Annotated in this window: 26 protein-coding genes; 23 read left to right on the top strand and 3 right to left on the bottom strand. The window is 73.2% G+C overall.

The window, feature by feature from the left end:
* From OG799_RS10925 to OG799_RS10855, 15 genes are all read left to right on the top strand, one after another.
* Positions 1 to 1,278, top strand: coding sequence for an MCE family protein (locus OG799_RS10925; RefSeq protein ID WP_406046261.1), 1,278 nt, complete (start codon positions 1 to 3; stop codon positions 1,276 to 1,278).
* On the top strand, positions 1,275 to 2,309 hold the full coding sequence (locus OG799_RS10920; protein WP_406044914.1) for an MCE family protein: 1,035 nt from the start codon (positions 1,275 to 1,277) through the stop codon (positions 2,307 to 2,309). The genes OG799_RS10925 and OG799_RS10920 overlap by 4 nt, the downstream gene beginning before the upstream one ends.
* Entirely contained in the window at positions 2,306 to 3,289 is a 984-nt protein-coding gene (locus OG799_RS10915) for an MCE family protein (protein ID WP_406044913.1), read from the top strand. Before OG799_RS10920 ends, OG799_RS10915 begins: the two co-directional genes overlap by 4 nt.
* Positions 3,289 to 4,533 (top strand): MCE family protein, encoded by a 1,245-nt coding sequence (locus tag OG799_RS10910; protein WP_406044912.1) that lies wholly within the window; start codon positions 3,289 to 3,291, stop codon positions 4,531 to 4,533. The genes OG799_RS10915 and OG799_RS10910 overlap by 1 nt, the downstream gene beginning before the upstream one ends.
* Positions 4,530 to 5,948, top strand: coding sequence for an MCE family protein (locus tag OG799_RS10905; RefSeq protein WP_406044911.1), 1,419 nt, complete (start codon positions 4,530 to 4,532; stop codon positions 5,946 to 5,948). Before OG799_RS10910 ends, OG799_RS10905 begins: the two co-directional genes overlap by 4 nt.
* A complete protein-coding gene (locus tag OG799_RS10900) occupies positions 5,945 to 7,186 on the top strand; it encodes an MCE family protein (protein WP_406044910.1) in 1,242 nt (413 codons plus the stop codon). The genes OG799_RS10905 and OG799_RS10900 overlap by 4 nt, the downstream gene beginning before the upstream one ends.
* The gene (locus OG799_RS10895; RefSeq protein WP_406044909.1) at positions 7,183 to 8,028 is read left to right on the top strand and encodes a hypothetical protein; all 846 of its coding nucleotides are present in this window, start codon (positions 7,183 to 7,185) and stop codon (positions 8,026 to 8,028) included. The genes OG799_RS10900 and OG799_RS10895 overlap by 4 nt, the downstream gene beginning before the upstream one ends.
* A gap of 18 nt (positions 8,029 to 8,046) precedes the next feature.
* Positions 8,047 to 8,547: a hypothetical protein gene (locus tag OG799_RS10890; RefSeq protein ID WP_406044908.1), complete on the top strand. Its 501-nt coding sequence runs from the start codon at positions 8,047 to 8,049 to the stop codon at positions 8,545 to 8,547.
* Between the two features lie 248 nt (positions 8,548 to 8,795).
* The gene (locus OG799_RS10885) at positions 8,796 to 10,445 is read left to right on the top strand and encodes a protein kinase domain-containing protein (RefSeq protein WP_406044907.1); all 1,650 of its coding nucleotides are present in this window, start codon (positions 8,796 to 8,798) and stop codon (positions 10,443 to 10,445) included.
* A gap of 55 nt (positions 10,446 to 10,500) precedes the next feature.
* Positions 10,501 to 11,367, top strand: a complete 867-nt coding sequence (locus OG799_RS10880; protein ID WP_406044906.1) for a hypothetical protein — start codon at positions 10,501 to 10,503, stop codon at positions 11,365 to 11,367.
* Between the two features lie 73 nt (positions 11,368 to 11,440).
* A complete protein-coding gene (locus tag OG799_RS10875) occupies positions 11,441 to 12,370 on the top strand; it encodes a mechanosensitive ion channel family protein (RefSeq protein WP_406044905.1) in 930 nt (309 codons plus the stop codon).
* Between the two features lie 182 nt (positions 12,371 to 12,552).
* Positions 12,553 to 13,899 carry an MFS transporter gene (locus tag OG799_RS10870; RefSeq protein ID WP_406044904.1) on the top strand — a complete coding sequence of 449 codons (1,347 nt, stop codon included), beginning with the start codon at positions 12,553 to 12,555 and terminating at the stop codon, positions 13,897 to 13,899.
* A gap of 90 nt (positions 13,900 to 13,989) precedes the next feature.
* Complete coding sequence (locus OG799_RS10865) at positions 13,990 to 15,861, top strand: transketolase (RefSeq protein WP_406046260.1); 1,872 nt, start codon at positions 13,990 to 13,992, stop codon at positions 15,859 to 15,861.
* 69 nt (positions 15,862 to 15,930) lie between these two features.
* Positions 15,931 to 16,338: a DUF2267 domain-containing protein gene (locus OG799_RS10860; protein ID WP_406044903.1), complete on the top strand. Its 408-nt coding sequence runs from the start codon at positions 15,931 to 15,933 to the stop codon at positions 16,336 to 16,338.
* Between the two features lie 89 nt (positions 16,339 to 16,427).
* Entirely contained in the window at positions 16,428 to 16,817 is a 390-nt protein-coding gene (locus OG799_RS10855; protein WP_406044902.1) for a DUF2267 domain-containing protein, read from the top strand.
* Between the two features lie 86 nt (positions 16,818 to 16,903).
* Here the strand turns inward: OG799_RS10855 and OG799_RS10850 are convergent, their stop codons facing one another.
* The 3 genes from OG799_RS10850 to OG799_RS10840 all read right to left on the bottom strand — a co-directional run bounded on the left by OG799_RS10850 (position 16,904) and on the right by OG799_RS10840 (position 19,033).
* Entirely contained in the window at positions 16,904 to 18,028 is a 1,125-nt protein-coding gene (locus OG799_RS10850; RefSeq protein ID WP_406044901.1) for a DUF3103 family protein, read from the bottom strand.
* A gap of 75 nt (positions 18,029 to 18,103) precedes the next feature.
* Positions 18,104 to 18,229, bottom strand: coding sequence for a hypothetical protein (locus OG799_RS10845; protein ID WP_406044900.1), 126 nt, complete (start codon positions 18,227 to 18,229; stop codon positions 18,104 to 18,106).
* Between the two features lie 45 nt (positions 18,230 to 18,274).
* Positions 18,275 to 19,033 carry a FadR/GntR family transcriptional regulator gene (locus tag OG799_RS10840; protein ID WP_406044899.1) on the bottom strand — a complete coding sequence of 253 codons (759 nt, stop codon included), beginning with the start codon at positions 19,031 to 19,033 and terminating at the stop codon, positions 18,275 to 18,277.
* Positions 19,034 to 19,218: 185 nt separating this feature from the next.
* On the opposite strand from OG799_RS10840, the gene OG799_RS10835 reads away from it, so the two are divergent.
* The 8 genes from OG799_RS10835 to OG799_RS10800 all read left to right on the top strand — a co-directional run bounded on the left by OG799_RS10835 (position 19,219) and on the right by OG799_RS10800 (position 26,817).
* Positions 19,219 to 20,460, top strand: a complete 1,242-nt coding sequence (locus OG799_RS10835; RefSeq protein WP_406044898.1) for an ABC transporter substrate-binding protein — start codon at positions 19,219 to 19,221, stop codon at positions 20,458 to 20,460.
* A gap of 75 nt (positions 20,461 to 20,535) precedes the next feature.
* Entirely contained in the window at positions 20,536 to 21,483 is a 948-nt protein-coding gene (locus OG799_RS10830) for a carbohydrate ABC transporter permease (RefSeq protein WP_406044897.1), read from the top strand.
* Positions 21,480 to 22,295, top strand: a complete 816-nt coding sequence (locus OG799_RS10825) for a carbohydrate ABC transporter permease (protein WP_406044896.1) — start codon at positions 21,480 to 21,482, stop codon at positions 22,293 to 22,295. Before OG799_RS10830 ends, OG799_RS10825 begins: the two co-directional genes overlap by 4 nt.
* A gap of 6 nt (positions 22,296 to 22,301) precedes the next feature.
* Positions 22,302 to 23,450, top strand: coding sequence for a galactonate dehydratase (gene dgoD / locus OG799_RS10820; protein ID WP_406044895.1), 1,149 nt, complete (start codon positions 22,302 to 22,304; stop codon positions 23,448 to 23,450).
* A gap of 2 nt (positions 23,451 to 23,452) precedes the next feature.
* On the top strand, positions 23,453 to 24,076 hold the full coding sequence (locus OG799_RS10815; RefSeq protein ID WP_406044894.1) for a bifunctional 4-hydroxy-2-oxoglutarate aldolase/2-dehydro-3-deoxy-phosphogluconate aldolase: 624 nt from the start codon (positions 23,453 to 23,455) through the stop codon (positions 24,074 to 24,076).
* On the top strand, positions 24,073 to 25,026 hold the full coding sequence (locus OG799_RS10810; RefSeq protein ID WP_406044893.1) for a sugar kinase: 954 nt from the start codon (positions 24,073 to 24,075) through the stop codon (positions 25,024 to 25,026). Before OG799_RS10815 ends, OG799_RS10810 begins: the two co-directional genes overlap by 4 nt.
* A 26-nt stretch (positions 25,027 to 25,052) precedes the next feature.
* Entirely contained in the window at positions 25,053 to 26,282 is a 1,230-nt protein-coding gene (manD, locus tag OG799_RS10805) for a D-mannonate dehydratase ManD (RefSeq protein ID WP_406044892.1), read from the top strand.
* Positions 26,272 to 26,817, top strand: a complete 546-nt coding sequence (locus OG799_RS10800; protein WP_406044891.1) for a gluconokinase — start codon at positions 26,272 to 26,274, stop codon at positions 26,815 to 26,817. The genes manD and OG799_RS10800 overlap by 11 nt, the downstream gene beginning before the upstream one ends.
* The last annotated feature ends 16 nt before the right edge of the window (positions 26,818 to 26,833 follow it).

Raw genomic sequence — 26,833 nt, 5'->3', positions numbered from 1 at the left:
ATGAGACACCGCATCCTCGGCATCCTCTTCATCGCCGTGCTGACCGCGGCGTTGACCGCCTCCGTGCTGCAGTACCGCAAGGCGTTCACCCCGGTCGAGCGGGTCACCCTGCGCGCCGACCGCGCCGGGCTGCAACTGCTCACCGGCGCCGACGTCAAGGTCCGCGGCGTCGTCGTCGGCGACGTCCGATCGGTACGCAGCGACGGCGGCGGCGCGGTCATCGGGCTGGCGCTCGACCCCGCCACCACCGGCCAGATCCCCGCCGACGTGACCGCGCGACTGCTGCCCAAGACCCTCTTCGGCGAGCGGTACGTGGAGTTGGTCCCGCCGCCGGCCAGCGCCGCCGGGCCGATCCGCGACGGCGCGGTCATCACCCAGGACCGCAGCCGCACCGCCATCGAGCTGGAACGGGTTCTCGACCAGGCGCTCCCGCTCCTGCAGTCCATCCGGCCCGACCAGCTCGCCGCCACCCTCGGCGCCATCTCCACCGCCCTGGAGGGGCGCGGCGACCAGCTCGGGGCGAACCTGACCCGGCTCGACGGGTACCTGCGGCAGCTCAACCCGGCCATGCCCACCATCGCCGAGGACGTGCGCCAGCTCGCCGTCGTGCTCGACAGCTACGACGCCGCGCTGCCGGACCTGCTCGCCCTGCTGCGCGACGTCACCGTCACCGCCGGAACGGTCACCGACCAGCGCACCCAGCTCGCCGCGTTCCTCGCCGACACCACCGACACCGCCGACACCACCCGCGGCTTCCTCGACCGGCACGGCGACCAGCTCATCCGGCTCGGCGACGTCAGCCGCCCGGTGCTGGAACTGCTCGCCACCTACGCTCCCGAGTACCCGTGCCTGGTGCACGGCCTGGTCGCCCTGCAACCCCGGGTCGAGCAGGTCTTCGCCGGCGGACGGATGCACATCACCCTCGAGGTGACCCGCGATGGCGGCCGGTACGAGCGGGGGCGCGACGAGCCGGCCTACGCCGCCCACGACGGCCCGGACTGCCGCGGCCTGCCCGACCCGCGGGTGCCCGCGCCCGAGGTGCCCGTCGCCGACGGCTACGACCACCGCGGCGCCCGTACCCGGCCGCCCCTGCCGGTCGGCACGCCCGCCGGCCCGGCCACCGGCCCCGCCATGGGCCGGGCCGGCACCGGCGAGGAGAGCGCCCTGGTCAAGCCGCTCGTCGGCGGGCTCACCGACACACCCCCGGCGGAGGTGCCCGACATCGCGGTCCTGCTCTGGGGGCCACTGCTGCGCGGAGCGGTGGTGAACGCCCGATGACCGGAAAGACGACCTCCTCGCTGGTCAAGCTGCTGCTCTTCGCCGCCGTGACGCTGCTCGCCACCGGGCTGCTCGCCCAGACCCTCGGCGCGTTCCCGCCCGACGGGGTCACCTACCGGGCCCGGTTCACCGACGTGACCGGTCTGCTGCCCGGCGACGACGTCCGGATCGCCGGGGTGCGGGTGGGCAAGGTCAGCGACATCGCCGTGGTCGACGACAGGGTCGCCGAGGTGGCCTTCACCGTCGACCGCGACGTGCCCGTGGCCACCAGCGTCCGGGCGAAGATCCGCTACCGGAACCTGGTCGGCCAGCGGTACGTGGCGCTGAGCGAGGGCCCGGGGGAGGGCCGGCCGCTGCGCGCCGACGGGCTGATCCCGCTCACCCAGACCACGCCCGCGCTGGACCTGACCGTGCTGTTCAACGGGTTCCGGCCGCTGTTCACCGCGCTGAACCCGGACGACGTCAACAAGCTCGCGTACGAGATCATCCAGGTCCTGCAGGGCGAGGGCGGCACCGTCACCAGCCTGCTGCAGCGCACCGCCTCGCTGACCAACACCCTGGCCGACCGCGACGCCGTCATCGGCCGGGTGGTCACCAACCTCAACCGCGTCCTGGCCACCCTGGCCACCCGGGACCGCGAGCTGGACCAGAGCATCGCCCAGTTGCAGCAGTTCGTCTCGGGGCTGGCCGCCGACCGCACCGCCATCGGCGACGCCCTGGTCAACCTGGGCGAGCTGACCACCACGACCTCCTCGCTGCTGGGCCACGTGCGGCCGCCGCTCGCCGCCGACGTGCGCGCCCTCGACGACCTGGCCGGCACCCTGAACCGCAACTCCGCCGTCATCGACGGCACCCTGGGCCGGCTGCCGCAGCGTTACGAGTCGCTGACCCGGGTCGCCTCCTACGGCTCCTGGTTCAACTTCTACCTCTGCGACTTCGACGGGCGGGTGGCCGTCGCCGGCCGGGCCCCGCTGAACCCGGCCACCTTCAGCGCCCCCGCCGCCCGCTGCGCCACCGGAGGCAGCCAGTGAAACCCTTCCGCGAACGCAACCCGGTGGTGGTCGGCGCGACCGCGCTGACCCTGATCCTCGCCGCGCTGCTCGGCGCCTTCCAGCTCGACCGGCTGGCCGCCCTCACCGGCCGCACGTACCAGGCCGCGTTCCGCGACGCCAGCGGCCTCGCCACCGGCAACGAGGTCCGGGTCGCCGGGGTCCGGGTCGGCGCGGTGACCGGGGTGGAGCTGGCCCGCGGCGCCCAGCCGTACGTGCGGGTCCGCTTCCGGGTCGACGACGACGGGGTACGGCTCGGCCGCGACACCGGCGCCGCCATCCGGATCAAGACGGTGCTCGGGCAGAAGTACCTCGCCCTGTCGCCGGCCGGGCCGGGGAAGCTGCCCGAGGACGGGCGGATCCCCCTCGCTCGCACCGCCGCCCCGTTCGACGTGGTGCAGGCGGTCACCGGCCTCGCCGACACCTTCGACAAGGTCGACACCGAGCAGCTCGCCCAGGCGTTCACCACTCTCTCCGAGACCTTCGCCGACACTCCGGCCAGCGTCAGCACCTCGCTGACCGGGCTGTCCCGGCTGTCCCGGACCGTCGCGAGCCGCGACGCCGAGCTGCGTACCCTGCTCGCCCGGACCCGGGACGTCACCGGCGTGCTGGCCGAACGCGACGAGGAGTTCCGCAAGCTCGTCACCGACGGCGAGCAGTTGCTCGCCGAGGTCAGCCGCCGCCGCGACGCCATCCACCGGCTGCTCGTCGGCACCAACGACCTCAGCATCCAGCTGTCCGGACTGGTCGCCGACAACCGCGCCCAGCTCGAACCGGCCCTGCGCAAGCTGCGCGACGTGGTGGCGATCCTGCAACGCAACCGCGACGACCTGGAGCAGACCATCAGGCGGATGGGTCCGTTCGTCACCGCGTTCGCCAACGTGGTGGGCAACGGCCGCTGGTTCGACTCGTACGTCGACGGCCTGCTCCAGCCGTACGTGCCGACGACGGGAGGCCGCTGATGCCCGGCCCGATCCAGCGCTGGCGCCGCCCCCTGGCCGCCGCGACCGTGCTGCTCACCGCCGTCACCGTCGGGGTGGTGCTGTGGCGCCACGAGCCACCCCAGCGGCGGGTGGTCGCCTACTTCACCAAGGCGGTCGGGGTGTACCCCGGCTCGGACGTACGGGTGCTCGGCGTCCGGGTCGGCGAGGTCGAGGCGGTCACCCCGCAGGGCCGCACCGTTCGGGTCGAGCTGCGCTACGACCCCGCGGTGGACGTCCCGGCCGACGCCCAGGCGGTGATCGTTCCGCCCAGCGTGGTCAGCGACCGGTACGTCCAGCTCACGCCGGCGTTCACCGGCGGGTCGGCGCTGGCCGACGGCGCGCAGATCCCGGTCGAGCGGACCGCTGCCCCGATGGAGATCGACGACATCTACCAGGCGCTCGACGAGTTCAACCGCACCCTCGGCCCGGAGGGCGCCAACCGCGACGGCGCGCTGTCCGACCTGGTCGCCACCAGCCGGGCCAACCTCGAGGGCAACGGCGGAAACCTGCACGACACGCTGGACGGGCTGTCCCGCGCGCTGACCACGCTCGCCGACGGGCGGCAGGACCTGTTCGGCTCGGTGGCCAACCTGCAACGCCTCACCACCGCGCTGGCCCGCAGCGACCAGCAGGTACGCGGCTTCAACCAGCAGCTCGCCGACGTCGCCGAGCAGCTCGCCGGGGAGAAGGAGGAGCTGGCCGCCGCGCTGCGCAACCTCTCCGCCGCGCTGGCCGAGGTCACCACCTTCGTGAAGCAGAACCGGACCGCGCTGACCTCGAACGTGGCCGCGCTGACCGACATCACGAACGTGCTGGTCCGTCAGCAGCAGGCGGTGATCGACATCCTCGACGTGGCGCCGCTGGCGGTGGACAACCTCAGCCTCGCCTACAACCCGCGCTCGGGCACCCTCGACACCCGCGACAACGCCCTCGGTCCGTACGACCCGGCCACCTTCGTCTGCTCGCTGATGGTGGACCAGCTTCCCGCCGGCCAGGTGCCCGTGAAGTGCACCGCGCTGGCGCAGACCCTGCGCTCCCGCGGCCTGCCCCTGACCGATCAGCTGCGCAAGCTGCTCAAGCTGCCGCCCGGCGCCCCGGCGGCCGGCGGGTCCCCGCCGGGCTCCGTCAGCTCCCCCGGTGCGCCGACCGCCGATGTGGCGCCGGGCGGCTCCACCACCACCAGCGACCCGACCCTCGGCGGCATCCTGCGGGGCCCGGCGTGACCGCCCGGGCGCTGCGGATGCTGGTCGGCGTCGTCGTGGCGGCGCTGCTGCCCGCCGGCTGCGGGCTGCCCGAGGTCGCCGACCTGCCGCTGCCCGGCGGAGCGCCGGCCGGCGACGGCTACACCGTCACCGCCGAGTTCAGCGACGTGCTCGACCTGGTGCCCCGGGCCGCCGTCAAGGTCGACGACGTGACCGTCGGCACCGTGGAGAAGATCTCCCTGTCCGGCTGGCACGCCCGGGTCCGGCTGCGCATCGACCGCGCGGTGCGGCTGCCGGCGAACGCGACCGCCGCAGTACGCCAGAGCAGCCTGCTCGGCGAGAAGTACGTGACGGTGGCGCCGCCGCCCACCGGGCCGGCCGGCGGGCGCCTCGGCGACGGCGACGTCATCCCGCTGTCCCGCACCACCCGGGGCGCCGAGGTGGAGGAGGTGCTCGCCGCGCTCGGTCTGCTGCTCAACGGCGGTGGCCTGGCCCAGCTACGGACGATCAATCAGGAACTCGGCAAGGCCCTCGACGGCCGCGAACCCGACGTCCGGGACACATTGCATCAGCTCGACACCTTCATCGGCGGGCTCGACCGGCAGAAGACCGACATCGTCCGCGCCATCGACGCGCTCGACCGGCTGACCGGCCGACTCGACCGGCAGCGGCAGGTCGTCGGCGACGCGCTGGACTCCCTGGCCCCCAGCCTGACCGTGCTGGCCCAGCAGCGGGCCCAGCTCACCAGGGCGCTGACCGCCCTCGGCGAACTCGGCAAGGTCGGCACCCGGGTGGTCGACCGCAGCCGCGACGACACGTTGGCCAGCGTACGAGCGCTGCAACCGATCCTGGAACAGCTCGCCCGGGCCGGCGACGACCTGCCGAAGTCGCTGGACTTCATGCTGTCGTACCCGTTCCCGCCGAACGTCACCGGCGCGATCGTCGGCGACTTCGTCAACCTCTCGGTCACCGCCGACCTCGACGCGGCCAGCATCCTGGCCAACCTGGTCGCCGCCGCGCCCGCTCCGGTCCGGCAGGCCACCCGGCCGAACGCCCCCGCCGCGCCCCGGCCGCCCGCCATCGCCGGCGGCGCGAAGCCCTCACCCGGCGGGCTGCCCGGCGGCGGCACCGGGCTGCCCGACCTGCCCCTGACGAAGTGCCTGCCGGACCTGAAGAACTTCCCGGCGACGTGGACGCCGCCGGCGGACTGCGGGCTGCCGAAGGGGTGCGTCCTGCTCAAACCCGGCTCGGAGGTCCCACTGGGCGGGCTGCTCCTGCCCACGGGGATCGTGCCGCCGGGCACGGCGTTCCCCGCCAACACCAAACTGCCGCCCAACACCGTCATGTCGGCCGAGTGCGTGCTGCCGGTGACCGGGGCGGTCACCGGCCAGATCGGCGGGCTGCCGGACGTCCTGGGAGGAGGGCTGATCCCGTGATCGGACGCACCGCGAAGCTCCAGGTTCTCGCCTTCGTGCTGGTGAGCGTGCTGGGCATCGGCTACGTCGGGTTCCGCTACGTCGGACTCGGCGACCGGCTGCTCGGCGGCGGCTACGTCGTCCACGTCGACCTGGCCCGGGCCGGCGGCATCTTCGCCAACGCCCCGGTCACCTATCGCGGCGTCCCCGTCGGCCGGGTCACCGCCGTCGGGCTGCGCGGCGACGGCGTCCGCGCCGACCTGCGGCTCGACCGGGGCGTACGGGTGCCGGACGCCCTGCGGGCCGTGGTCACCCAGCGCTCCGCCGTCGGCGAGCAGTACCTCGACCTGCGGCCCGAACGCGACGGCGGCCCGTTCCTCGCCGACGGCGCGCAGATCCCGGTCGACCGCACCGGCGTCCCGCTCGCCCCCGAGACGCTGCTGACCAACCTCGACGCCCTGGTCCGCTCGATCGACCCGGACGACCTGACCGTGCTGATCAGCGAGCTGGGCACCGCGTTCGAGGGCAACGAGCAGGCCCTCGCGCGGATCCTCGACGCCGGTGACGCGCTGCTCACCGACGCCGACGCCCGGCTGCCCGAGACGCTGACCCTGATCCGCGACGGGCGGACCGTGCTCACCACCCAGGCAGAGTCCGCCGAGGCGCTGCGCCGCTGGTCCGCCGGCCTGGCGGAGCTGGCCGCCACGGTCCGCGCCGCCGACCCCGACCTGCGCCGGCTGCTCGCCACCGGCCCGCCGGCCGGCGCCGAGCTGCGGGCCCTGCTGCGCGGACTCGAACCCAGCATCGGCGCGCTGCTCGGCAACCTGGTCACCGTCAACGGCATCGCCGCCCGCCGGCTGCCCGGCATCGAGCAGCTGCTGGTGGTCTACCCGGTCGCGGTGTCCGGCGGCTTCACCGTCACCCCGGGCGACGGCACCGCCCACCTCGGCCTCGTCGTCAATGTGAGCGACCCGCCGTCCTGCGTCTACCGCGGCGGCGGCACCCGGTGCAGCGCCCAGGAGCGGGGCGCCGGCGCCGCCGTACGCGGGGCGCAGAACGCGCCGCGGCCGTCCGGACGCGAGCCCGCCCCCGCCCCCGCCACGTCAGACCAGGGCGCCCCGGGCGGGTACGACCCCGCGACCGGCCTGGTGCTCGGCCCCGACGGGCGGCCGTTGCAGTTCGGCGGGACCGGTGGGCAGTACCGGACCGCCGGTGACCAGTCGTGGAAGCAGTTGCTGCTCGCCGGAGTGACCCCGTGACCGGCGTACCGGAGGAGGTGCCCGTGCAGGGCCGCAAGGATCCCAACCTCAGAGTGATCAACGGAGCGAAGGCGGGGGCGCCCGGTCGCCCCCGGCAGCGCCGACTCGTCACCCGCGCGGTGCCGCGGCCGGCCGAGCCGATCGAACGGGTGCTGGAACGCCTCGACCGGGAGCCGGTGGAGGACCCGACCGGGACCGAGGACCTCACCCTGATCGGCGACCCGGCCGAGGTCGAGGACCTGCCGGCGGACGACGAGACCGGCGACGCTGACCTCAGGACGAAGGACGCGACCACCGGGAAGACCAGGAACGCGGCCACCGACGAGGACGGCAAGGCCGACGACGCCGGTACGCCCGGGCGGCGACGGGCGCTGGTCGCCCTGCTCGTCGTCCTGCTGGCCGCGGCCCTTGCGGGAGCCGGGGTGTACGGGCACCGCTGGTACGTCGACCGGGCGACCGACCAGGCGCGACAGGATGCCGTCGCCGCCGCCCGGCAGGCCAGCGTCAACTTCGTCTCGGTCAGCGCCGCCAGCGTCGACCGGGACCTGCAACGCATCGTCGCCGGCGCCACCGGCGACTTCAAGGAGGAGTTCACCCGCGGCCAGGCGCAGGTGCGCAAGGCGGTGGTGGAGAACAAGGTCCAGTCGCAGGGGTCGGTGCTGCGCGCCGGACTGGTCTCCGGGGACCGGCGGCACGCCGTCGTGCTGGTGGCCGTCGACGCCACCGTGCGCAACGTCAAGGCCCCCGACGGCCGTCCGTCGCACTACCGCATCCAGGTGGACCTGGTCCGGGACCGGGACTCCGGCGACTGGCTGGTGTCCCGCCTGCAGTTCGTCGGCTGAACCCCGAGGAGGAATCCGATGCGTGTCCCCACCGTGCCGCGCCCCGGCCGGCTCCCGCTGCTGCCGACGCTCGTCGTCGCGCTCCTGATCGCGGTGGCCGTCGCCGTCGCCGCCTGGTACGGCGACCACCGCGCCGCCCAGCGCGACCGGGCCGTCCGCCAGGCCCTGGCCACCGCGCCCGCCGCCGCCAAGGCGATCTTCTCGTACGACTACCGCACCTTCGACGACAGCGTCGCCAACGGGCGCACCTTCGCCACCGGTGACTTCGCCGACGAGTACGCGCGGACCACCGCGACCCTCAAGCAGACCGCGACCACCCAGCAGGCGGTCGTCCTGGCCGAGGTCTCCGCGACCGGGGTGGTCACCGCCGGCACCGACCGGGTGGAACTGCTCGTCTACCTCAACCAGTACCGGCGCAACGTCAGCACGGCGGGGGAGAAGGTCGACCAGAACCGGGTCGTGCTCACCATGGTCCCGGTCCATGGGGAATGGAAGGTCGGTAAGGCGACAGCGATCTGACGCCGGAGCGTCGCCCGCTTGCCGGGGTCTGCTAACAGTGGCGGCGTGTCCGTAACCGACCATGCTCCGTCCACCTCGCCCGGCCGGCCCCACGCCGGCGCCCCGCACCGCCGCCACGACCGGTCGTGGGGCGACGTCCGGGTGCCGGAAGCAGCCGTTGCGCCGATGGACGACCGCCCCGGCGGGACCACAATGATCAGCGGGGCCGTGACCGACGGCCGCCCCTGGATCGCCGTGGAGTCCGTCGCATGAGCGCCAGCTGGCAACTCTCCGGCTACACGCCGGTTCGTCGACTCGGCGCCGGCGCGTCGGGCAGCGTCATGCTCGCCACCCACGACGACACCGGCACCCCGGTCGCCATCAAGTACCTCATCAAGAGCGTCGGCGAGGACCCGTCGTTCCGCACCGCGTTCCGGTCCGAGGCGCGGCTGCTGGGGGAGATCGACGACCCGCACGTCTCCCGGCTCTACGAGTACGTCGAGTCGCCCGACGGCGCCGCCATCGTGATGGAACTGGTCAACGGGGTGTCGCTGCGGCAGATGCTGCGCGCCCACGGCCCGACCACACCGGAGTCGGCACTCTGCGTCCTCAAGGGCTCCCTGGCCGGGCTCGCCGCCGCGCACGCCCGGGGCGTCGTGCACCGGGACTACAAGCCGGAGAACGTGCTGGTCAGCGGCGCTGGCCTGAGCAAGCTCGCCGACTTCGGCATCGCCATGCCGGTCGGTGCGGGCTCCGACACCACCGTCACCGGCACCCCCCGCTACATGGCGCCCGAGCAGTGGACCGGCGCGCCGGCCAGCCCAGCCTGCGACATCTACGCCGCCACCGCGACCTTCTTCGAATGCCTCACCGGCCACCCCCCGTACGACGGCCGGGATCTGCTCACCCTGCGCCAGCAGCACGCCACCGCGCCGATCCCGACCGACCCGGCGCCCGCGCCGGTGCACGAGCTGCTGCGCCACGGCATGGCCAAGCAGCCCGCCGACCGGCCGCAGCCCGCCCATGTCTTCCTCGAGGTGCTGGAGCGGGTGGCCGCCGGGGCGTACGGCGCGGACTGGGAGGAGCGCGGGGTGCGGGAGCTGGTCCGCCGGGCGGCCCTGCTCGCCGCGCTCTGGCCGTTCCCGGACGGGTCCGGCGGCGCCACCAGCCTGGCCAGCACCGTCCTCGGCGAGACGGTCGGCGTGCGCCGGTCGGCGTTCCGGCAGGGCCGCCGGCGGACCGCCGTGCTCGCCGGTGCGGTGCTGGTCGCGGCGCTGCTGGTGGGTGGCGCCGGCTACAGCTACGCCTCCCGCAGCGAGCCCGCCGTCGCGGGTGGCCCGACCAGCCCGCCCGCCGTCGACCCGACCGACACCGCGTCCGAGACCCCGGTGGAGCCGCCGAGCGCCACGCCGACACCGTCGGCCACCCCGACGGTCGCCGCGACCGCGTCCCCGAGCGCCACGCCGAGCCGGTCACGGTCCGCCGCACCCACCCGTTCCCCGGTACGCACGACCGCCCCGGCGCCCCGGCCGTCCACCACCACCTCACCGCCGCCCCCGCCCGACGTCACCGCCCCGACGGTCGGCGGCGTCAGCGCCAACCCGACCCAGATCGAACCGAAGGGCTGCCTGTACGGCCCCACGTCGAGCACGGTCTCCGCCACCGTCACCGACGACCGCACCAGCGCGGATGCGCTGCGGGTGAGCTTCCGCTACACCCTGCAGGACGGAACCACCTCGACGGTGCGGATGAGCTGGGTAGGGCGCAATCTGTTTCGCGGGACCCTGAAGGACTTGCCTGCGCCGAAGGGCTATTTCCGTGTCCCGATCTACGTCACCGCCGTCGACGCCGCCGGCAACACGACCACCTCGCCGTCACCGGTTTATGTGACGCTCCAGTACTTCTGCACTCCGGGCTAGGAGCTGACGTGGGTTTTGTCAGGAGGTTCACCACCATGATGAAGAGTTGGCCGGCGTGACCCGGTCGGAGGAGCCCACCGAGGCGCTGCCCACCCGGGCGGTGCCGCTGCCCGCCGCGGCCGTCGACCCGGACGCCACCCGCACGCTCGGCGCCACCGACAGCACCGTGCACCTGAACGCCACCGACGCGACCGTGCACCTGCGCCCCGCCGATGCCACCGTGTACCTCGGCGCGCCCGATGCCACCGTGCACCTGGACGCCACCGACTCGACCGTGCGCCTGGGCGGCGCCGACGCCACCGTCCACCTCGGTCCGGCGCATCCCGCCACGGGGACGACCTCGGCGTACCCGGCGGCGGGGGCGACCTCGGCGTACCCCGGCGTGACGGCCGACGGGCGGGCCGCGACCGGCCGGTCCCAGCCGGCGCCCGGCGGCGAGGTCCGCTTCGGGCCCGGCGTGCCCGCCACCCCGCCGGCCGCCCCCGCCTGGCCCGCGGCGGCGCCGGCCCGCCCGCTGTGGCGCCGCGTCGTCTCGGTGCTCTCCACCCTGCTCACCGTCGTCCTGCTGGTGGCGGTCGGGTTCTACCTGTGGCAGCGGATCAGCCCGCTGGAGGTCGAGGGCGTGACGGTGGCCGTGCCGCAGCCGGCCGGCGACCGGTGCGACGTCACCGTCGACGTGGTGGCGACCGTCCGCACCAACGGCCGGGGCGGGGTGCTGCGCTTCCAGTGGTTCCGGTCTGACGCCGCCCCCGGCAGCCTGCTCAGCGAGCGCGTCGGCCGTGGTCAGCGCACCGTCCTGCTGACCCTCAAGTGGACGTTCAGCGGGGTCGGCGCGACGAAGGAGACGGCCACCGTCAACATCATCGAGCCGTCGCCGGTGCAGGCCGGCACCGAGGTCGGCTACCGCTGCCGGCGGGGCTGACCGCGTTTCCCGCGCGCGGCGTTCGGGTAGGTCCCAGGCGGACCGACCTGAATCCGCGTGTGGAGGCCCTTCGATGAAAGACAACTTCGGGAACGCGGTAGGCGACGCGTTCCGTTCGGTGATGCTGTTCCTGCCCAAGGCCGTCGCCTTCATCGCGATCCTGGTGGTCGGCTGGCTGATCGCCAAGGCCGTGCTGAAGATCGTGGACAAGGTCCTGGAGCGGGTGCACTTCGACAAGGCCGTCGAGCGCGGCGGCATCAAGACCGCCCTGGCCCGGTCGAAGTACGACGCCAGCGACATCGTCGCGAAGCTGGCCTACTACGGGGTGCTGCTGGTGACCCTCCAGCTCGCCTTCGGCATCTGGGGGCCGAACCCGATCTCGGACCTGATCGCCGGCGTCATCGCCTGGCTGCCCCGCGCGTTCGTCGCCATCGTCATCGTGGTGGTGGCCGCCGCGATCGCCAAGGCGGTCAAGGACATCATCTCCAGCGCCCTCGGCGGCCTGTCCTACGGCCGGGTGCTCGCCAACATCGCCTCGGTGTTCATCCTGGGCCTGGGCGTCATCGCCGCCCTGAACCAGATCGGCGTGGCCACCGCGGTGACCACCCCGGTGCTGATCGCCGTGCTGGCCACCATCGGCGGCATCCTCGTCGTGGGCGTCGGCGGCGGGCTGGTCCGGCCGATGCAGAGCCGCTGGGAGAACTGGCTGACCCGCGCCGAGCAGGAGTCGCAGGCCATCGCCACGCACGCCCGGGCGTACCAGGCCGGCCGACGGGACGTCGAGGCCCGGCTGAGCCAGCCGGTCGCCCCGTACGCGGAGGCCGAGCTCACCCAGCCGGTCGCCCCGTACGGCGCGGCGGAGCCCACCCAGCCGGTGCCGCCGTACGGCGACTCGGAGCGCACCCAGCCGACCACGCCCCGGCAGCCCGCCGCCGAGCAGGCGGTGGACAACGAGTCCACGATGGTCATCCCGCAGGGGGACGTGGAGAAGTTCCGCCGCTGACCTGTTGCGCGTCGGGGTGGGGCCCAGCCGGGTCCCACCCCGACGCCTGTTCCGGACCGCCCCGACGGGCGTTAGCATCGGCGCATGACCTGGCGATGTTGATCCTGTCCTGAGAGCCGAGGCCGCGGGCCGCCGCGGACGCCGTACGTCCGGTGTCCGTTCCGTCCCCGTGGGAAGGCCTCATGATCATCTCTCCTGCGCGCGTACCCGCGCCCCGCCGGCTGGCGGCCACGCTCTACGGCTACGCGTTCCTCACCGACCTCGTCCTGCTCTACCCGGTGTACGTGCTGCTGTTCAGCGACACCGGCCTGTCGGTCGGGCAGATCTCCTCGCTCTTCGTGATCTGGTCGGCGACCGGCATCGTCCTGGAGGTGCCCTCCGGGGCGTGGGCCGACGCCGTCTCCCGGCGGCTGCTGCTCGTCCTGGCGCCCCTGCTGCCCGCCGCCGGCTTCGCCTGCTGGGTGCTCGCCCCCTCCTACCCGGCGTTCGTCGTGGGTTTCCTGCTCTGGGGCGCCGGCGGGGCGCTGCGTTCCGGGGCGCTGGAGGCGCTGGTCTTCACCGAGCTCGACCGGCTCGGCGCCACCGACCGCTACGCCCGCCTGATGGGCCGGGCGCGTACCGCCGAGGTGCTGGGCGCGGCGGGCTCCGGGGCACTGGCCGGGCCGGTCCTCGCCGTCGGCGGCTACCCGGGGGTGGCCGCGGCCAGCGTCGTCGCCTGCCTGCTCGCCGCCGTCGTCGCGACCCGGTTCCCCGAGCACCGGCCGGCGCGGCCCGCCGCCTCCCCGGTGGTCCCCGAGCCGGCCGCCTCCCCGGTGGTCCCCCAGGACCCGCCGGCGGGGCCCGCCGCGTCCCCGGTGCTCGCCGGGCCGGGCGCGCCGGAGGGCCGGGCCGAGGCGGAGGGCCCGGACCGGGCGGACGGCGACGACGAGTCGGGGTGGCTGGCCGCCCTGCGCGCCGGGCTGACCGAGGCCCGCGCCGACCGCGCGGTACGCGGCGCCCTGCTCCTCGTTCCGGCGGTGACCGCCGTCTGGGGCGGGCTCGACGAGTACACCCCGCTGCTGGCCCGGGATACCGGCGTCGCGGCCGCGGCGGTGCCGCCGCTGCTCCTGCTGCTCTGGGCCGGGATGACCGCCGGTGGGCTGCTCGCCCCGGCGGGGGAGCGGCTGACCACCCGCGGGTACGCGGGCCTGTTGGTGCTCGCCGCGTCGGCGCTGGCCGTCGGCGCTCTGGTCGGCCACCCGGCGGGCTTCGGGCTGCTCGCGGTCGCCTTCGCCGCGTTCCAGCTCGCCACAGTGCTCGCGGACGTGCGCCTGCAGGCCCGGATCTCCGGGCCGGGCCGGGCGACGGTCACCTCGGCGGCCGGCATGGCGACCGACCTCACCATCATCGCGTTCTACGGCGGGTACGCCGTGCTGGCCGGCGCGGCCGGCCACGCCGTCGCCTTCGCGGTGGCCGCCCTGCCGTACCTGGCGGTGGCGGGCTGGCTGGTCCGCTCCCGGCCGCGCCGCCCTCGGCCGGGCGCCGGTTGACGACGTTCCGCGATGAGTGACAAATCAGTAGTTAACGGATAAAAACTCTCGGCCCTGACTACGGTGTGTGCGGAGGTGGGGCCGGTGACGATGGAAGCAGAGCGCACCCTGCGCGAGGAGGAGCTCGCCGGACTGGCTGAGCTCGCCGCCCAGCTACGGGTGGACGCGATCCGGTGCAGCACCAGGGCCGGCTCCGGGCACCCGACCTCCAGCCTCTCCGCCGCCGACCTGCTCGCGGTGCTGATCTCCCGGCACCTGCGGTACAACTGGACTGACCCGCGCGGTCGCACCAACGACCACCTGATCTTCTCCAAGGGGCACGCCTCGCCGTTGCTGTACGCGGTCTTCAAGGCGGTGGGTGCGATCACCGATCAGGAACTGGTCGAGACCTACCGCCAGTTCGGGTCGCGGCTGCAGGGACACCCCACGCCGATCCTGCCCTGGGTCGACGTCGCCACCGGCTCGCTCGGTCAGGGACTGCCCGTCGGCGTCGGGATCGCGCTCGCCGGCCGGTACCTCGACCACCTGCCGTACCACGTCTGGGCGCTCTGCGGCGACAGCGAGATGGCCGAGGGCTCCATCTGGGAGGCGCTGGACAAAGCCGGTCACTACTGCCTGCGCAACCTCACCGCGATCGTCGACATCAACAGGTTCGGCCAACGCGGCCCGACCGAGTTGGAGTGGGACCTGGACACCTACCGGCGGCGGGTCGAGGCGTTCGGCTGCCAGGCGCTCGTCATCGACGGCCACGACCTGGCCGCCATCGACGAGGCGCTGGGCCAGGCCCGGCAGGCGACCGGCCCGACGGTGGTGCTCGCCCGGACGGTCAAGGGCAAGGGGGTACCGGAGGTCGAGAACCAGCCCGGCTGGCACGGCAAGCCGCTGAAGCCCGACATGGCCGAGCGGGCCGTGGACGCCCTGGGCGGGGTCCGCCGGATCCGCGTGACCGGGCCGCGACCCGAGCCCGCGCCGCCCGCCGCCGCCCCGGCCGGCGAGCCGCTCACCATGCCCCGGTACGACAAGGGGGCGGAGGTGGCCACCCGCAACGCGTACGGTGACGCGCTGCGCGCGTTGGGCGGCCGGCCGGACGTGGTCGCCCTCGACGGCGAGGTCAGCGACTCCACCCGCGCCGACAAGTTCGGCGAGGCGTACCCCGACCGGTTCTTCGAGATGTTCATCTCCGAGCAGCAACTGGTCGCCGCCGCCGTCGGGTTGCAGGTGCGCGGCTACCGGCCGTTCGCCGCGACCTTCGCGGCGTTTCTCTCCCGCGCCTACGACTTCATCCGGATGGCCGGAATCTCCCGGGCGGACCTCGCGCTGTCCGGGTCGCACGCCGGGGTGGAGATCGGGCCGGACGGTCCCTCGCAGATGGGGCTGGAGGACCTGGCGGCCATGCGGGCAGTGCAGGGGTCCACGGTGGTGTATCCCAGCGACGCCGTGTCGTGCGCCGCACTCGTCGCGCAGCTGGTCGACCGCAAGGGCGTCAGCTACCTGCGCATCACCCGGGGCAAGTACCCGGTGCTCTACGACAACGAGGACGCCTTCCCGGTCGGCGGCAGCAAGCTGCTCCGCGGCGGTGATGACGACGACATCGCGCTGATCGGCGCCGGGGTGACGGTGCACAACTGCCTCGCCGCCGCCGACGAGCTGGCCCGCGAGGGGATCAAGGCCCGGGTCATCGACCTCTATTCGGTCAAGCCGCTGGACCGGGAGCGGCTGCTGGACGCCGTCCGGGGCACCGGCGGTCGGCTGCTGGTGGTCGAGGACCACTACCCGGAGGGCGGTCTCGGTTCGGCGGTCCTGGAGTCGCTGGCCGACCTCGGCGAGCCGGTGCGGGTGACGCACCTGGCGGTACGCGGCCTACCCACCTCCGGCACCCCGACGCAGTTGATGGAACAGGCCGGGATCGGGGTGCGGGCCATCGTCGCGGCGGCGCGCGCCGCGGAGGCCCCGGGCCACTGACGCGGCGGCCGCCGTTTCACCCCTGGGTGCGCGGGTAGACGCAGCATTCGCGGCAGGAGGGGGTCCGAGGTGAAGTACGCGGAGTTCATCCAGTCGGTGGCGACCCGACCGAAGATGTCGTCGACGCTGGCCGAGCCGATCACCCGTGCCACGCTCGCGACGCTGGCCGAGCGGCTCAGTGGCGGCCAGGCCCGGGATCTCGCCGCGCAGCTTCCCGAGGAGCTGCGGGGAGACCTACGCAAACCCGACGAGAACGCCGAGCCGTTCGAGCTCCCCGAGTTCTTCGAGCGGGTGCAGCAACGCGCCGCGGTGGATCTCCAGACGGCGAACGTCGGGGTGTCGGCCGTGCTGGACACCCTGCGCGACGCGGTCAGCGCGAAGGAGTACGAGGACTCCGTCGCCCAGTTGCCGAAGGAGTTCTGGCAGCTGACGGGGCCGGCGGCGACCCGGATGGAACCACGCCGGATCGGCACGTAGGCCAGGGGCTGCGTCACGCCCGCCGCCCGCCCGTTTGCGGCCGGTGGCTGCGGGTAGCCACGCGGTCTCCGGGACGGGAAGGACGGAGCATGGCTGAGCTGGAGTTCTACGACAAGGTGGCCGCCCGGGCGGGCGTCCCGCCGGAGACGGCGCAGGCCCTGACCGAGGCCACCCTGCGCACCCTGGCGGAGCGGATCAGCGGCGGCCAGGCAGCGGACCTGACCGACCACGTCGCGCACGAGCTGCGCCCGTTCCTGGCCCGGGCCCGCCCGGAGGAGCCGCAGGCGTTCGGGTACGACGAGTTCCTGCGCCGGGTGGCGGAGCGCGCCGCGGTGCCGGACGGGGTGGCCGAGCGGGGGGCGCGGGCCGTCCTGCAGACCCTGCACCGGGTGGTCGGGCATCGGGAGTTCGAGGACGCGATGTCGGAGTTGCCGGCGGACATCGGGGCGCTGGCCCAGCCGGTGCCCCGCGGCGCCTGACCCGGCCGGCACGTGTCATGAGGGCGGAAGCGGGCCGGCCCGCCCCCTGCGGGGCGGGCCGACGCGTTGCGTACAGGAGCGAGCGGTCAGAACTGCTCGACGAAGTAGGGCACCACGTCGAGCCAGCCGTTGCCGGCCGCGCCGTAGAGCCGGCCGCTGCTGCCGGTGGACAGGGTGTACCAGGAGTCCACGTAGTCCGGGTCGTCGGTGTACCACGAGGTCGGAATGGCGTTGAGGATCGCGCTGACGAGCGGCTGGTACGCCCCGCCGTCCACGATGACCAGCAGCGCGCTGGCGATCGCCGCAGCCAGGGCCTGGTAGTTGGTGTCGCCGTCGTCCTCCATCATGACCGCGTCGGCCAGGTTGTACTTGTAGGCGGAGAAGTGCACCAGCAGCTGGTTCGGGTAGTAGGTCGTGCCGTCGTTGTTGAGGTACGGCATCTGCACCAGGTCGACCTTGGGCTTGCCGTCCAGCCCGAACCCGGCCACGACGCTGTAGATCTCGGCATCGCCCTTGATCCACGGCTCCATGTCGTCGTTGAGCCGGACGGCGTTGACCTTGGTGGCCCAGTACCCGGATGCCGTCGTCGCCGTGGAAGCGCTCCGCGCGCTGTCCACGACGCCCCGGCCAGCCAGTTCGGCGCGCATCACCGACAGACCCAGGGACAGCGCCCGGGTGGTGTCGACCTCCACCAGCAGCACCGGCCGCTGGGGCAGCCGCGTCGCGTCGAGCAGCACGGTGGCGCCCGTCCGGTCGTACGCGGTCACGCTGGCCGGGACGTCGTCGGTCGGCGTCGCCGCCACCACCGGTGCCTCCCCGCGAAGCAGGGCAGCCCGCATGTCGGGGTGCGCCAGCCGGAGCCGCAGCACCGAGCCGGACGTCGCCGGCAGCCCCTTGGCCGCGAGGACGCGCTGGTTGGCGGCCTGCGCGGCGCGGGACAGCGCGCGGCCGGCGAACGGGACGGTGAGCAGGTCGGTCGACCCGTGCGCGGCCGAGACGACGGTCCGGGTCACGGCCGGGTCGGCGAGTGAGCCGGCGAGCTGGCGGGCCAGCCCGTCGGTGATCGGAAAGACCGCGGCGGTGGCGGTGGTCGCGGCGGCCGGCGAGCCGACCTCCGGGCGGGCGTACGCGGGGGTGGTCACGGAGGTGGCCAGGACGGCCGCCGCGACGCCGAGGGTCAGGGCGGCGCGGCGGAGGGTACGAGTGGGCACGCGGGCTCCTCTGTGTCTGATCGCCGGGTCGTGGCGGCGAACTACAGAAGATATACATCGACGTAGCTGAGATCATCAATAGCGTACGGCGAGCTTCTGGTGAAGATCGTGCGACGACCGGTCGACCAACTCGTCCACCTGCTCCCGATGGTCCACACCGACGCCGACGATCCCCGCCCGGCTGGCCGAGGTGTCGCTCATCGGGCCGCCTACGACGACTCCAGGAGCTGTGTGGGGGAGGTCAGCTCAGGCGCCCGGCTCGCCGGTCTGCTCCCACATCGACTTCATCTCGTCGAACGCCTGCTCCATGATGCGCACCATGGCCTCCCGGGCCCGCTCGCCGTCCCGTCGCTGGATCGCCTGGGCGACGTCGGCGTGCAGTTGCAGGGCCTGCTCGGACGGGTGGTGCGGCATCAGGTGGTAGTGATGCCGGCCGGTGAGCACCTCGGCGACCAGTTCCTGGAGCTTCACGAACATCTCGTTGCCGGAGGCGGCCAGCACCCGCCGGTGGAACTCGATGTCCAGGCTGAGGAAACGCTCCTCGTCGCCGGCTTTGCCGGCGGCCCACATCTTGGCCGCGAGCCCGACGAGGTCGCTGGCCTCGTCGTGGTCGATTCGGCCGGCGGCCAGCCAGGCGGCGTGCGGCTCGACCGCGGTCCGCAGCTCGGTGATCGACCGCATCTGCCCCATCCGGCCGGCGGAGGCGAGCCGCCAGCGGATCACCTGCGGATCGAAGACATTCCACGCCTCGGCCGGGCGGATCATGACGCCGACCCGGCGCCGGGTCTCGACGAATCCCATCGACGCGAGCACCCGCAGCACCTCGCGGATCACCGAGCGGGAGACCGCGTACCGCTCGACCAGGTCGTCGATGTTGAGGACGGAGCCGGCGGCCACCTCGCCGCCGCAGATGGCGGTGCCGAGGTGGTCGAGCACGCGGGCGTGCAGCCCGGCCTCGGCAGGGGCGTGCTGGGCGGGTGCGACCCCTGGAGAGGACTGATCCACGCTTCGGAGCATATCAGTTGGAGATCACCTCTTGAATAAGTCCGCTTTTTAGGCCTAGCATCCCGTCGTTAAGCGGACGTTACAACGATGTGGCGCTCCTCCCCCCCGGGCGGCGGCCACGACAGAAGGAGATGGACGTGCGGCGTCGATCGATATTCGGAACTTCTCTGGCTGTGGTTGTCGCCATGGGCCTGTCCGCCTGCGGCGGCGGTGGCGACGACAGCGGTGCGTCCAAGACGGTCCGGGTCACCCTGGCCAACCACGTGTGGACGGAGAACATCAAGCAGGCCCTGCCCGAGTTCGAGAAGCAGACCGGGCTCAAGGTCGAGATCACCCAGCTCGGCGAGGACCAGCTCTCCGACCAGTACAACGTCAAGCTGAACGCCGGCTCGTCCGACATCGACGTGATGATGTACCGCCCCCTCCAGGAGGGGAAGCTGTTCGCCAAGAACAAGTACCTCGCCGACCTGTCGGAGCAGGTGAAGTCCAACAAGGACTGGGACTTCGCCGACTTCCAGGCCGGGCCGGTGGAGGCCACCTCGTACCAGGGCAAGCCGGTCGGCGTCCCGATCATCACCGAGCAGGAGGTCCTCTACTACCGCAAGGACCTGCTCGCCAAGGCCGGCCTGAGCGCCCCGCCGAAGACCCTCGACGAGCTCAAGGCCGCCGCCGCCAAGATCCAGGCCGCCCAGCCGGGCGTCGCCGGCTTCGTCGCCCGGACCGGTAAGTCGCCGGCCGTCACCCAGTTCTCCAGCTTCCTCTACAGCTTCGGCGGTGACTTCGTCGACGGCAGCGGCAAGGCCACCGTCAGCAGCGACGCCGCCAAGCAGGCGTACGCCTACTACGGCGGGCTCATCAAGCAGCACGGCCCGGCGAACGTCAGCACCGACATGAGCTGGCCCGAGGCGATGGCCATCTTCACCCAGGGCAAGGCGGCCTTCTACACCGAGGCCGACTCGCTCTACAAGAACGCCACCGACCCGGCCAAGTCCAAGGTGTCCGACACCGTCGGCTTCGCGCCGTTCCCGGCCGGCCCGGCCGGCTCGAAGCCGTACAACATTCCCTCCTGGGCGCTGGGCATCAACGACAGCTCGAAGAACAAGAGCAACGCCTGGAAGTTCATCGAGTGGGCCACCGGCAAGCAGCAGACCCTCGCCCAGCAGAAGTCCGGCGTGCCGAGCGCCCGTACCTCCGTCTGGGCCAACCCGGAGGGCACCGCGACCTACCCGAAGGACCTGGTCGAGGCCATCGCCGCCAGCACGAAGGACGGCGTGGGTCACGACCGGCCGCTGGTCGTGAAGGTCGCCGAGGCCCGCGAGATCGTCGGCCAGCCGATCGTCGACGCGATCGCCGGTAAGGACGCCGCGGCCGCGGCCGACACGGCGAACACCGCGTTCCAGAAGTTCCTGGACGACGAGGCCAAGTAAGCCGCGCGCGGGTGGTGGGGTCGGCCGGCCCCACCACCCGCGTCACCCGTCGGCCCGCCCACCCCCGGAGATCCCATGGCAACCGTCACCACCCCCGCCCGAGCGCCCGGCGGCGCCTCGGAAACGCCCGACACGCCCGGCTGGGCGCGCTGGGCCAACGAGCACCGCAAGTGGCTCTTCGCCGCGCCGGCGATGATCTTCGTCGCCGCGCTGATCGTCTTCCCGCTGGCCTGGACCGGCTACCTCAGCCTCACCGACGCCGAGGGCTCCGTCCGCGCCGAGAGCGAGTTCGTCGGCTTCCGCAACTACCTCGACGTGCTCTCGGACACCGAGCGGTTCTGGCCCGCCGTCGGGCGGACCGCCACGTTCACCGTCGTCGCGCTGCTCTTCGAGGTCGTCCTCGGGATGGCGGTCGCGCTGCTGCTGTGGCGGCCGTTCCGCGGCCAGAAGTGGGTTCGGGTGGCCATCCTGATGCCGCTGGTCGCCACCCCGGTCGCCGTCGGCATGATGTGGCGGCTCATCTTCGACCCCAACATCGGCCTGGCCAACCAGGTGCTCGGCTGGGTCGGCATCGGACCGCAGCCGTGGCTCGCCGGGCAGCACTCGGCGCTGCCCACCACCATCTTCATCGACGTATGGCAGTGGACGCCGATGGTGGTGCTGATCCTGCTCGCCGGGCTCACCTCGTTGTCCGAGGAGCCGCAGGAGGCCGCCCGGATCGACGGTGCCAGCACCTGGCAGCGCTTCCGGCACGTCACCCTGCCGCTGCTGATGCCCACGGTGATCGTGGCCATCCTGCTGCGCGGCATCGACGCGCTGAAGACCTTCGACATCCTCTACGCCACCAAGGGTCGCGGCGGCGGTTCCTTCCACGAGGTGGAGACCCTCAACGTGTACGCCTACGGCCTCAGCTTTGACTACAACGAGTACGGCGTCTCCTCGACCGTCCTCATCATCTTCTTCCTGATCATCATCGGGTCGATGTGGGCCCTGACCGCCCGCCGCAAGGAGGCGCAGCGATGAAGCCCCGTCCCGCCTACCGGGTGTTCCGGGTGGTGGCGCTCGCCGTCGTGGTGCTGGCGCTGCTCGCGCCGCTGCTCTGGATGATCGCCGCGTCGTTCAAGACCAACGTCGACATCTACGACACCGGCAAGGCGCTGGTTTTCTCGCCCACCACCGACAACTACGCCACCGTGCTCAAGCAGGCCAACTACGTCCAGTTCATCGGCAACAGCCTGTGGGTGGCGTTCGCCGCGACCGTGGCGTCGCTGCTGCTGGGCGTGCCCGCCGCGTACTCGATGAGTCGGTTCAACATGCGCAAGTCCGCGCTGGTGGTGCTGATGGCCCGGGTCATCCCCGGCGTCTCGCTGCTGGTGCCCTGGTACTACGTCTTCTCCAACCTGAAGATGGTTGGCGGCTTCAGCGTGCTGATCCTCAGCCACATGTTCGTCTCGCTGCCGCTGGTGGTCTACATCATGATGGGCTACTTCGACAGCCTGCCGACCGAGCTGGAGGAGGCGGCGCTGGTCGACGGGCTCACCCACATCGGCGCGTTCCGGCGGATCACCCTGCCGCTGTCCGTGCCCGGCGTCGCCACCGCCGGCATCCTGTCCTTCATCTTCTCCTGGAACAACTTCATGTTCGCCCTGGTGCTCTCCGGCGCCGACACCAAGACCCTGCCGGTGGCGATCTTCGACTTCGTCGGCTACGCCAGCATCGACTGGGGCGGGCTGATGGCCGCCGCCACCGTGGTCACCCTGCCGATCATGCTGATCGCCCTGTTCGTGCAGAAGTACGTGGTCTCCGGGCTCACCGCCGGCGCGACGAAGGGCTGACCCGTCATGACGACAATCGCGCGCATCGAGACCTTCCTCGTCGCACCCCGGTGGCTCTTCGTCCGCGTGGAGACCGCCTCCGGCATCGTCGGCTGGGGCGAGGCCACCTGCGAGGGACGCTCCGAGACCGTCCGGACCGCCGTCGAGCAGCTCGGCGAGCTGTTGATCGGCCGGGACGCGCTGCGGATCGAGGACCACTGGCAGGTCATGACCAAGGGCTCCTTCTACCGGGGCGGCCCGATCCTGGCCAGCGCCGTCGCAGGGCTCGACCAGGCGCTGTGGGACATCGCTGGCAAGCGCTTCGGGGCGCCGGTGCACCAACTGCTCGGCGGCCCGGTCCGGGACCGGATCCGGGTGTACGGCTGGGTCGGCGGCGACGAGCCCAGCGAGGTCCGCGACCACATCGCCGCCCAGGTCGAGGCGGGACTGACCGCGGTCAAGATGAACGCCTCCGGCCGGATGAGCCCGATCGCCTCGGTGGCCGAGCTCGACGGCGTGGTCGCCCGGGTGGCCGCCGCCCGCGAGGTCCTCGGCGACGACCGCGACGTGGCCGTCGACTTCCACGGCCGGTTCACCCTGGCCAACGCCCGCCGGGTGGCGCCGCTGCTGGAGCCGTACCGGCCGCTGTTCCTGGAGGAGCCGGTCGTCCCGGAGAACTCCCACCTGATCGGCGACTTCGTCCGGTCGACCACCACCCCGGTGTCCACGGGGGAGCGGCTCTACAACCGGCAGGAGTTCCTGCCGGTGTTCCAGGCCGGCATCGCGGTCGCGCAGCCGGACCTCTCGCACGCCGGCGGCATCACCGAGGTACGCAAGATCGCCGCGCTCGCCGAGGTGTACGACGTGCAGCTCGCCCCGCACTGTCCGCTCGGGCCGATCGCCCTCGCGGCCTGCCTGCAGGTCGGCTTCGCCACGCCGAACTACCTGATCCAGGAACAGAGCATCGGCATCCACTACAACCTCGGCGCCGAGGTGCTCGACTACTGCCTCGACAAGACCCCGCTGACCTTCGTCGACGGGTACGTCGAGCGGCTCACCGCGCCCGGCCTGGGCATCGAGATCGACGAGGCGGCGGTCCGCGCCGCCGACAAGCGCGGCCACGCCTGGCGCAGCCCGATGTTCCGGCACCTCGACGGCTCCTACGCGGAATGGTGACCATGACCCTCGACCTCACCGCCGAACTCGCCGCCACCCGCCTGCTGGCGGTCATCCGCGGCACCGACACCGCCGCCGCGATCGCCACCGGCACCGCTCTCCTCGCCGAGGGCGTACGCGTGGTGGAGGTGGCCCTGACCACCCCGGGCGCGCTCGACGCCATCGCCGCGATCCGCGCGGCGGCCCCGCCCGGATCGCTGGTCGGCGCGGGCACCGTGCTCACCCCGGCCGCCGTCGCCGACGTGGCCGCGGCCGGGGCGCAGTTCGTGGTCACCCCCGCCGTGGTCGACTCCATCCCGGAGGCGGTCCGCCGGGGCCTGCCGGTCGCCGCCGGGGCGCTCACCCCGACCGAGGCGTACGCGGCCGTGCGGGCCGGGGCGGCGGCGGTGAAGCTCTTCCCGGCGTCGGTGGGCGGGCCGGCGTACCTGAAGGCGCTGCGCGACCCGTTCCCGCAGATCCCGCTCGTGGCGGTCGGCGGAGTCGGCCTCGCCGAGCTGCCCGGCTACCTCGCCGCCGGCGCGATCGCCGTCGGTGTCGGCGGCCCGCTGGTCGGCGACGCCGCCTCCGGCGGCGACCTCGATGCGCTGCGGGAGCGGGCCCGGGCCTACCTCGCCGCCACGTCATGACCGCCGTCGATCTGCTCACCTTCGGCGAGGCCCTGGTGTCGCTGCGGTCGGCCGGGCCGCTGGCCGGCGGGGGCCCGCTGACCATGCACCTTGCCGGCGCCGAGTCCAACGTGGCGATCGGGCTGGCCCGGCTCGGCTACCGGGCGGCCTTCGCCGGCCGGGTCAGCGACGACGACCTCGGCGCGTTCCTGCTGCGGCAGCTGCGCGCCGAGGGTGTGGGGGTCGACCACCTCATCCGGGACCCGGAGCGATCGGCCGGGCTGATGTTCCTGGAACGCCGCACCGCCGACCTGACCCGGGTGCGCTACCACCGGGCCGGCTCGGCCGGGTCGGCCCTGGGCGTCGAGGACCTGCGCCCGGCCCTGACCGCCGGCGCCCGCGTGCTGCACCTGACGGGCATCACCCCGGCCCTGTCCGACAGCGCCCGCGCGGCCACCCGCTGGGCGGCCGAGACGGCGTCCCGGGCCGGGGCGTTGGTCTGCCTCGACGTCAACCATCGGGGGAAGCTGTGGAGCCGGGATGAGGCCCGCGCCGTGCTCACCCCGCTCGCCGGGTACGCCGCGGTCGTCGTCGCCTCCGCCGACGAGCTGGACCTCGTCGGCGAACCGGGCGCGGCCGAGCAGACCGTGGTGGCCGGGCTGCTGGCGCGGGGCGTGACGACCGTGCTGGTCAAGCTCGGCGGCGACGGCGCCCGCGCGTACACCGCCGACGGGGTCCGGCACGCGGCGGCGCTGCCGGTCACCGCGGTGGACACCGTCGGCGCCGGCGACGCGTTCACCGCCGGCTACCTCTCCGGCCACCTCGACGGCCTCGACCTGGCCGGCCGGCTGCGCCGCGCCGTCACCCTCGGCGCCTTCGCCGTCGCCGCACCCGGCGACTGGGAGGCCCTGCCGCGCCGCGACGAACTGTCCCTCCTGGACGGCCTCCAGCCCGGCAGCACCCTGCGCTGACCCCACCCCCGAGAAAGGCACCCGCTTTGAAGATCGTCGCAGCGGACGTCATCGTCGCCAGCCCCGACCGCAACTTCGTCACCCTGAAGATAACCACCGACGAGGGGCTCACCGGCCTGGGCGACGGCACCCTCAACGGGCGGGAACTGTCCGTCGCGTCCTACCTGGCCGATCACGTCGTGCCGCTGCTGATCGGGCGGGACCCGCACCGCATCGAGGACACCTGGCAGTTCCTCTACCGGTCGGCGTACTGGCGGCGGGGGCCGGTCACCATGGCCGCCATCGCGGCCGTGGACGTCGCGCTGTGGGACATCAAGGCCAAGGCCGCCGGGATGCCGCTCTATCAGCTGCTCGGCGGCGCGTCCCGGACCGGGATCATGGCGTACGGGCACGCCTCCGGGCGGGACCTGCCGGAGCTGTTCGACTCGATCCGCCAGCACCTCGACCTCGGCTACCGGTCGATCCGGGTGCAGACGTCGGTGCCGGGCATCAACGCCGTCTACGGCGTCGCCGCCCAGCCCGGCGCCGACGGCAAGCGGTACGACTACGAGCCGGCCCAGCGCACCCCGCTGCCCGCCGAGGAGGACTGGGACACCCGCGCGTACCTGCGCCACCTGCCCGGCGTCTTCGAGGCGGTCCGCAACGAGTTCGGCCCCGAGCTGCCGCTGCTGCACGACGGGCACCACCGGATGACCCCCATCCAGGCCGCCAAGCTCGGCAAGGCCCTCGAGCCGTACGACCTGTTCTGGCTGGAGGACTGCACCCCGGCGGAGAACCAGGAGGCGCTGCGCCTGGTCCGCCAGCACACCACCACCCCGCTGGCCATCGGCGAGGTCTTCAACACCGTCTGGGACTACCAGACCCTGATCCGCGAACAGCTCATCGACTACGTCCGGTCCGCGGTCACGCACACCGGCGGCATCACGGCCATGCGCAAGCTGCTCGACTTCGCCGCCCAGTACCAGATCAAGTCCGGCATCCACGGCCCGACCGACATCTCCCCGGTCGGCATGGCCGCCGCGCTCCACCTCGACCTGGCCATCCACAACTTCGGCATCCAGGAGTACATGCAGCACGGCGCCCTGACCAACGAGGTGTTCCGGCAGTCGTTCCGCTTCACCGACGGGTACCTGCACCCGGGGGAGCAGCCCGGTCTCGGCGTGGAACTCGACGAGGCGGCCGCCGCCCGGTTCCCGTACGTGCCGGCGTACCTGCCGTTCAACCGGCTCAAGGACGGCACCGTCCATGACTGGTGACCGGCCGCCCACCCGGCACGTCGTGGTGATGGGGGTGTCCGGGGCGGGCAAGACGACGGTGGCCCGGGGGATCAGCGAGCTGACCGGGCTCCGGTTCGCCGAGGCGGACGAGTTCCACTCGGAGTCGAACGTGGCGCGGATGCGGTCGGGCGTGCCGCTGGACGACGCCGCCCGCTGGCCGTGGCTGTGCGACCTCGCCGGCTGGATGGCCGCCCGGCACGCCGAGGGGGTGTCCACGGTGCTGGCCTGCTCGGCGCTGAAGCGGTCCTACCGCGACGTGCTGCGGCAGGGCCCGCCGAACGTGGAGTTCGTCCACCTGGCCGGGGCGGCGGAGCTGATCCGGGACCGGATGGGCCGCCGCGCCGGGCACTACATGCCGGCCAGCCTGCTCGACTCGCAGCGGGCCATCCTGGAGCACCTCGACCCGGACGAGTCGGGGGTGGTGCTGGACGTGGCGCTGTCGCCGGACGACCTCGTCGTGGCGGCGGTCACCGGGCTCGGCCTGCCACTGGGAGCGGCGGTCAGCGGCCGGTGAGCGACCGGCCTGGGCG

It is taken from the genome of Micromonospora sp. NBC_00898, assembly GCF_045207895.1.
Lineage (GTDB): Bacteria > Actinomycetota > Actinomycetes > Mycobacteriales > Micromonosporaceae > Micromonospora.
This window is presented reverse-complemented; position numbering and strand designations above follow the sequence as displayed.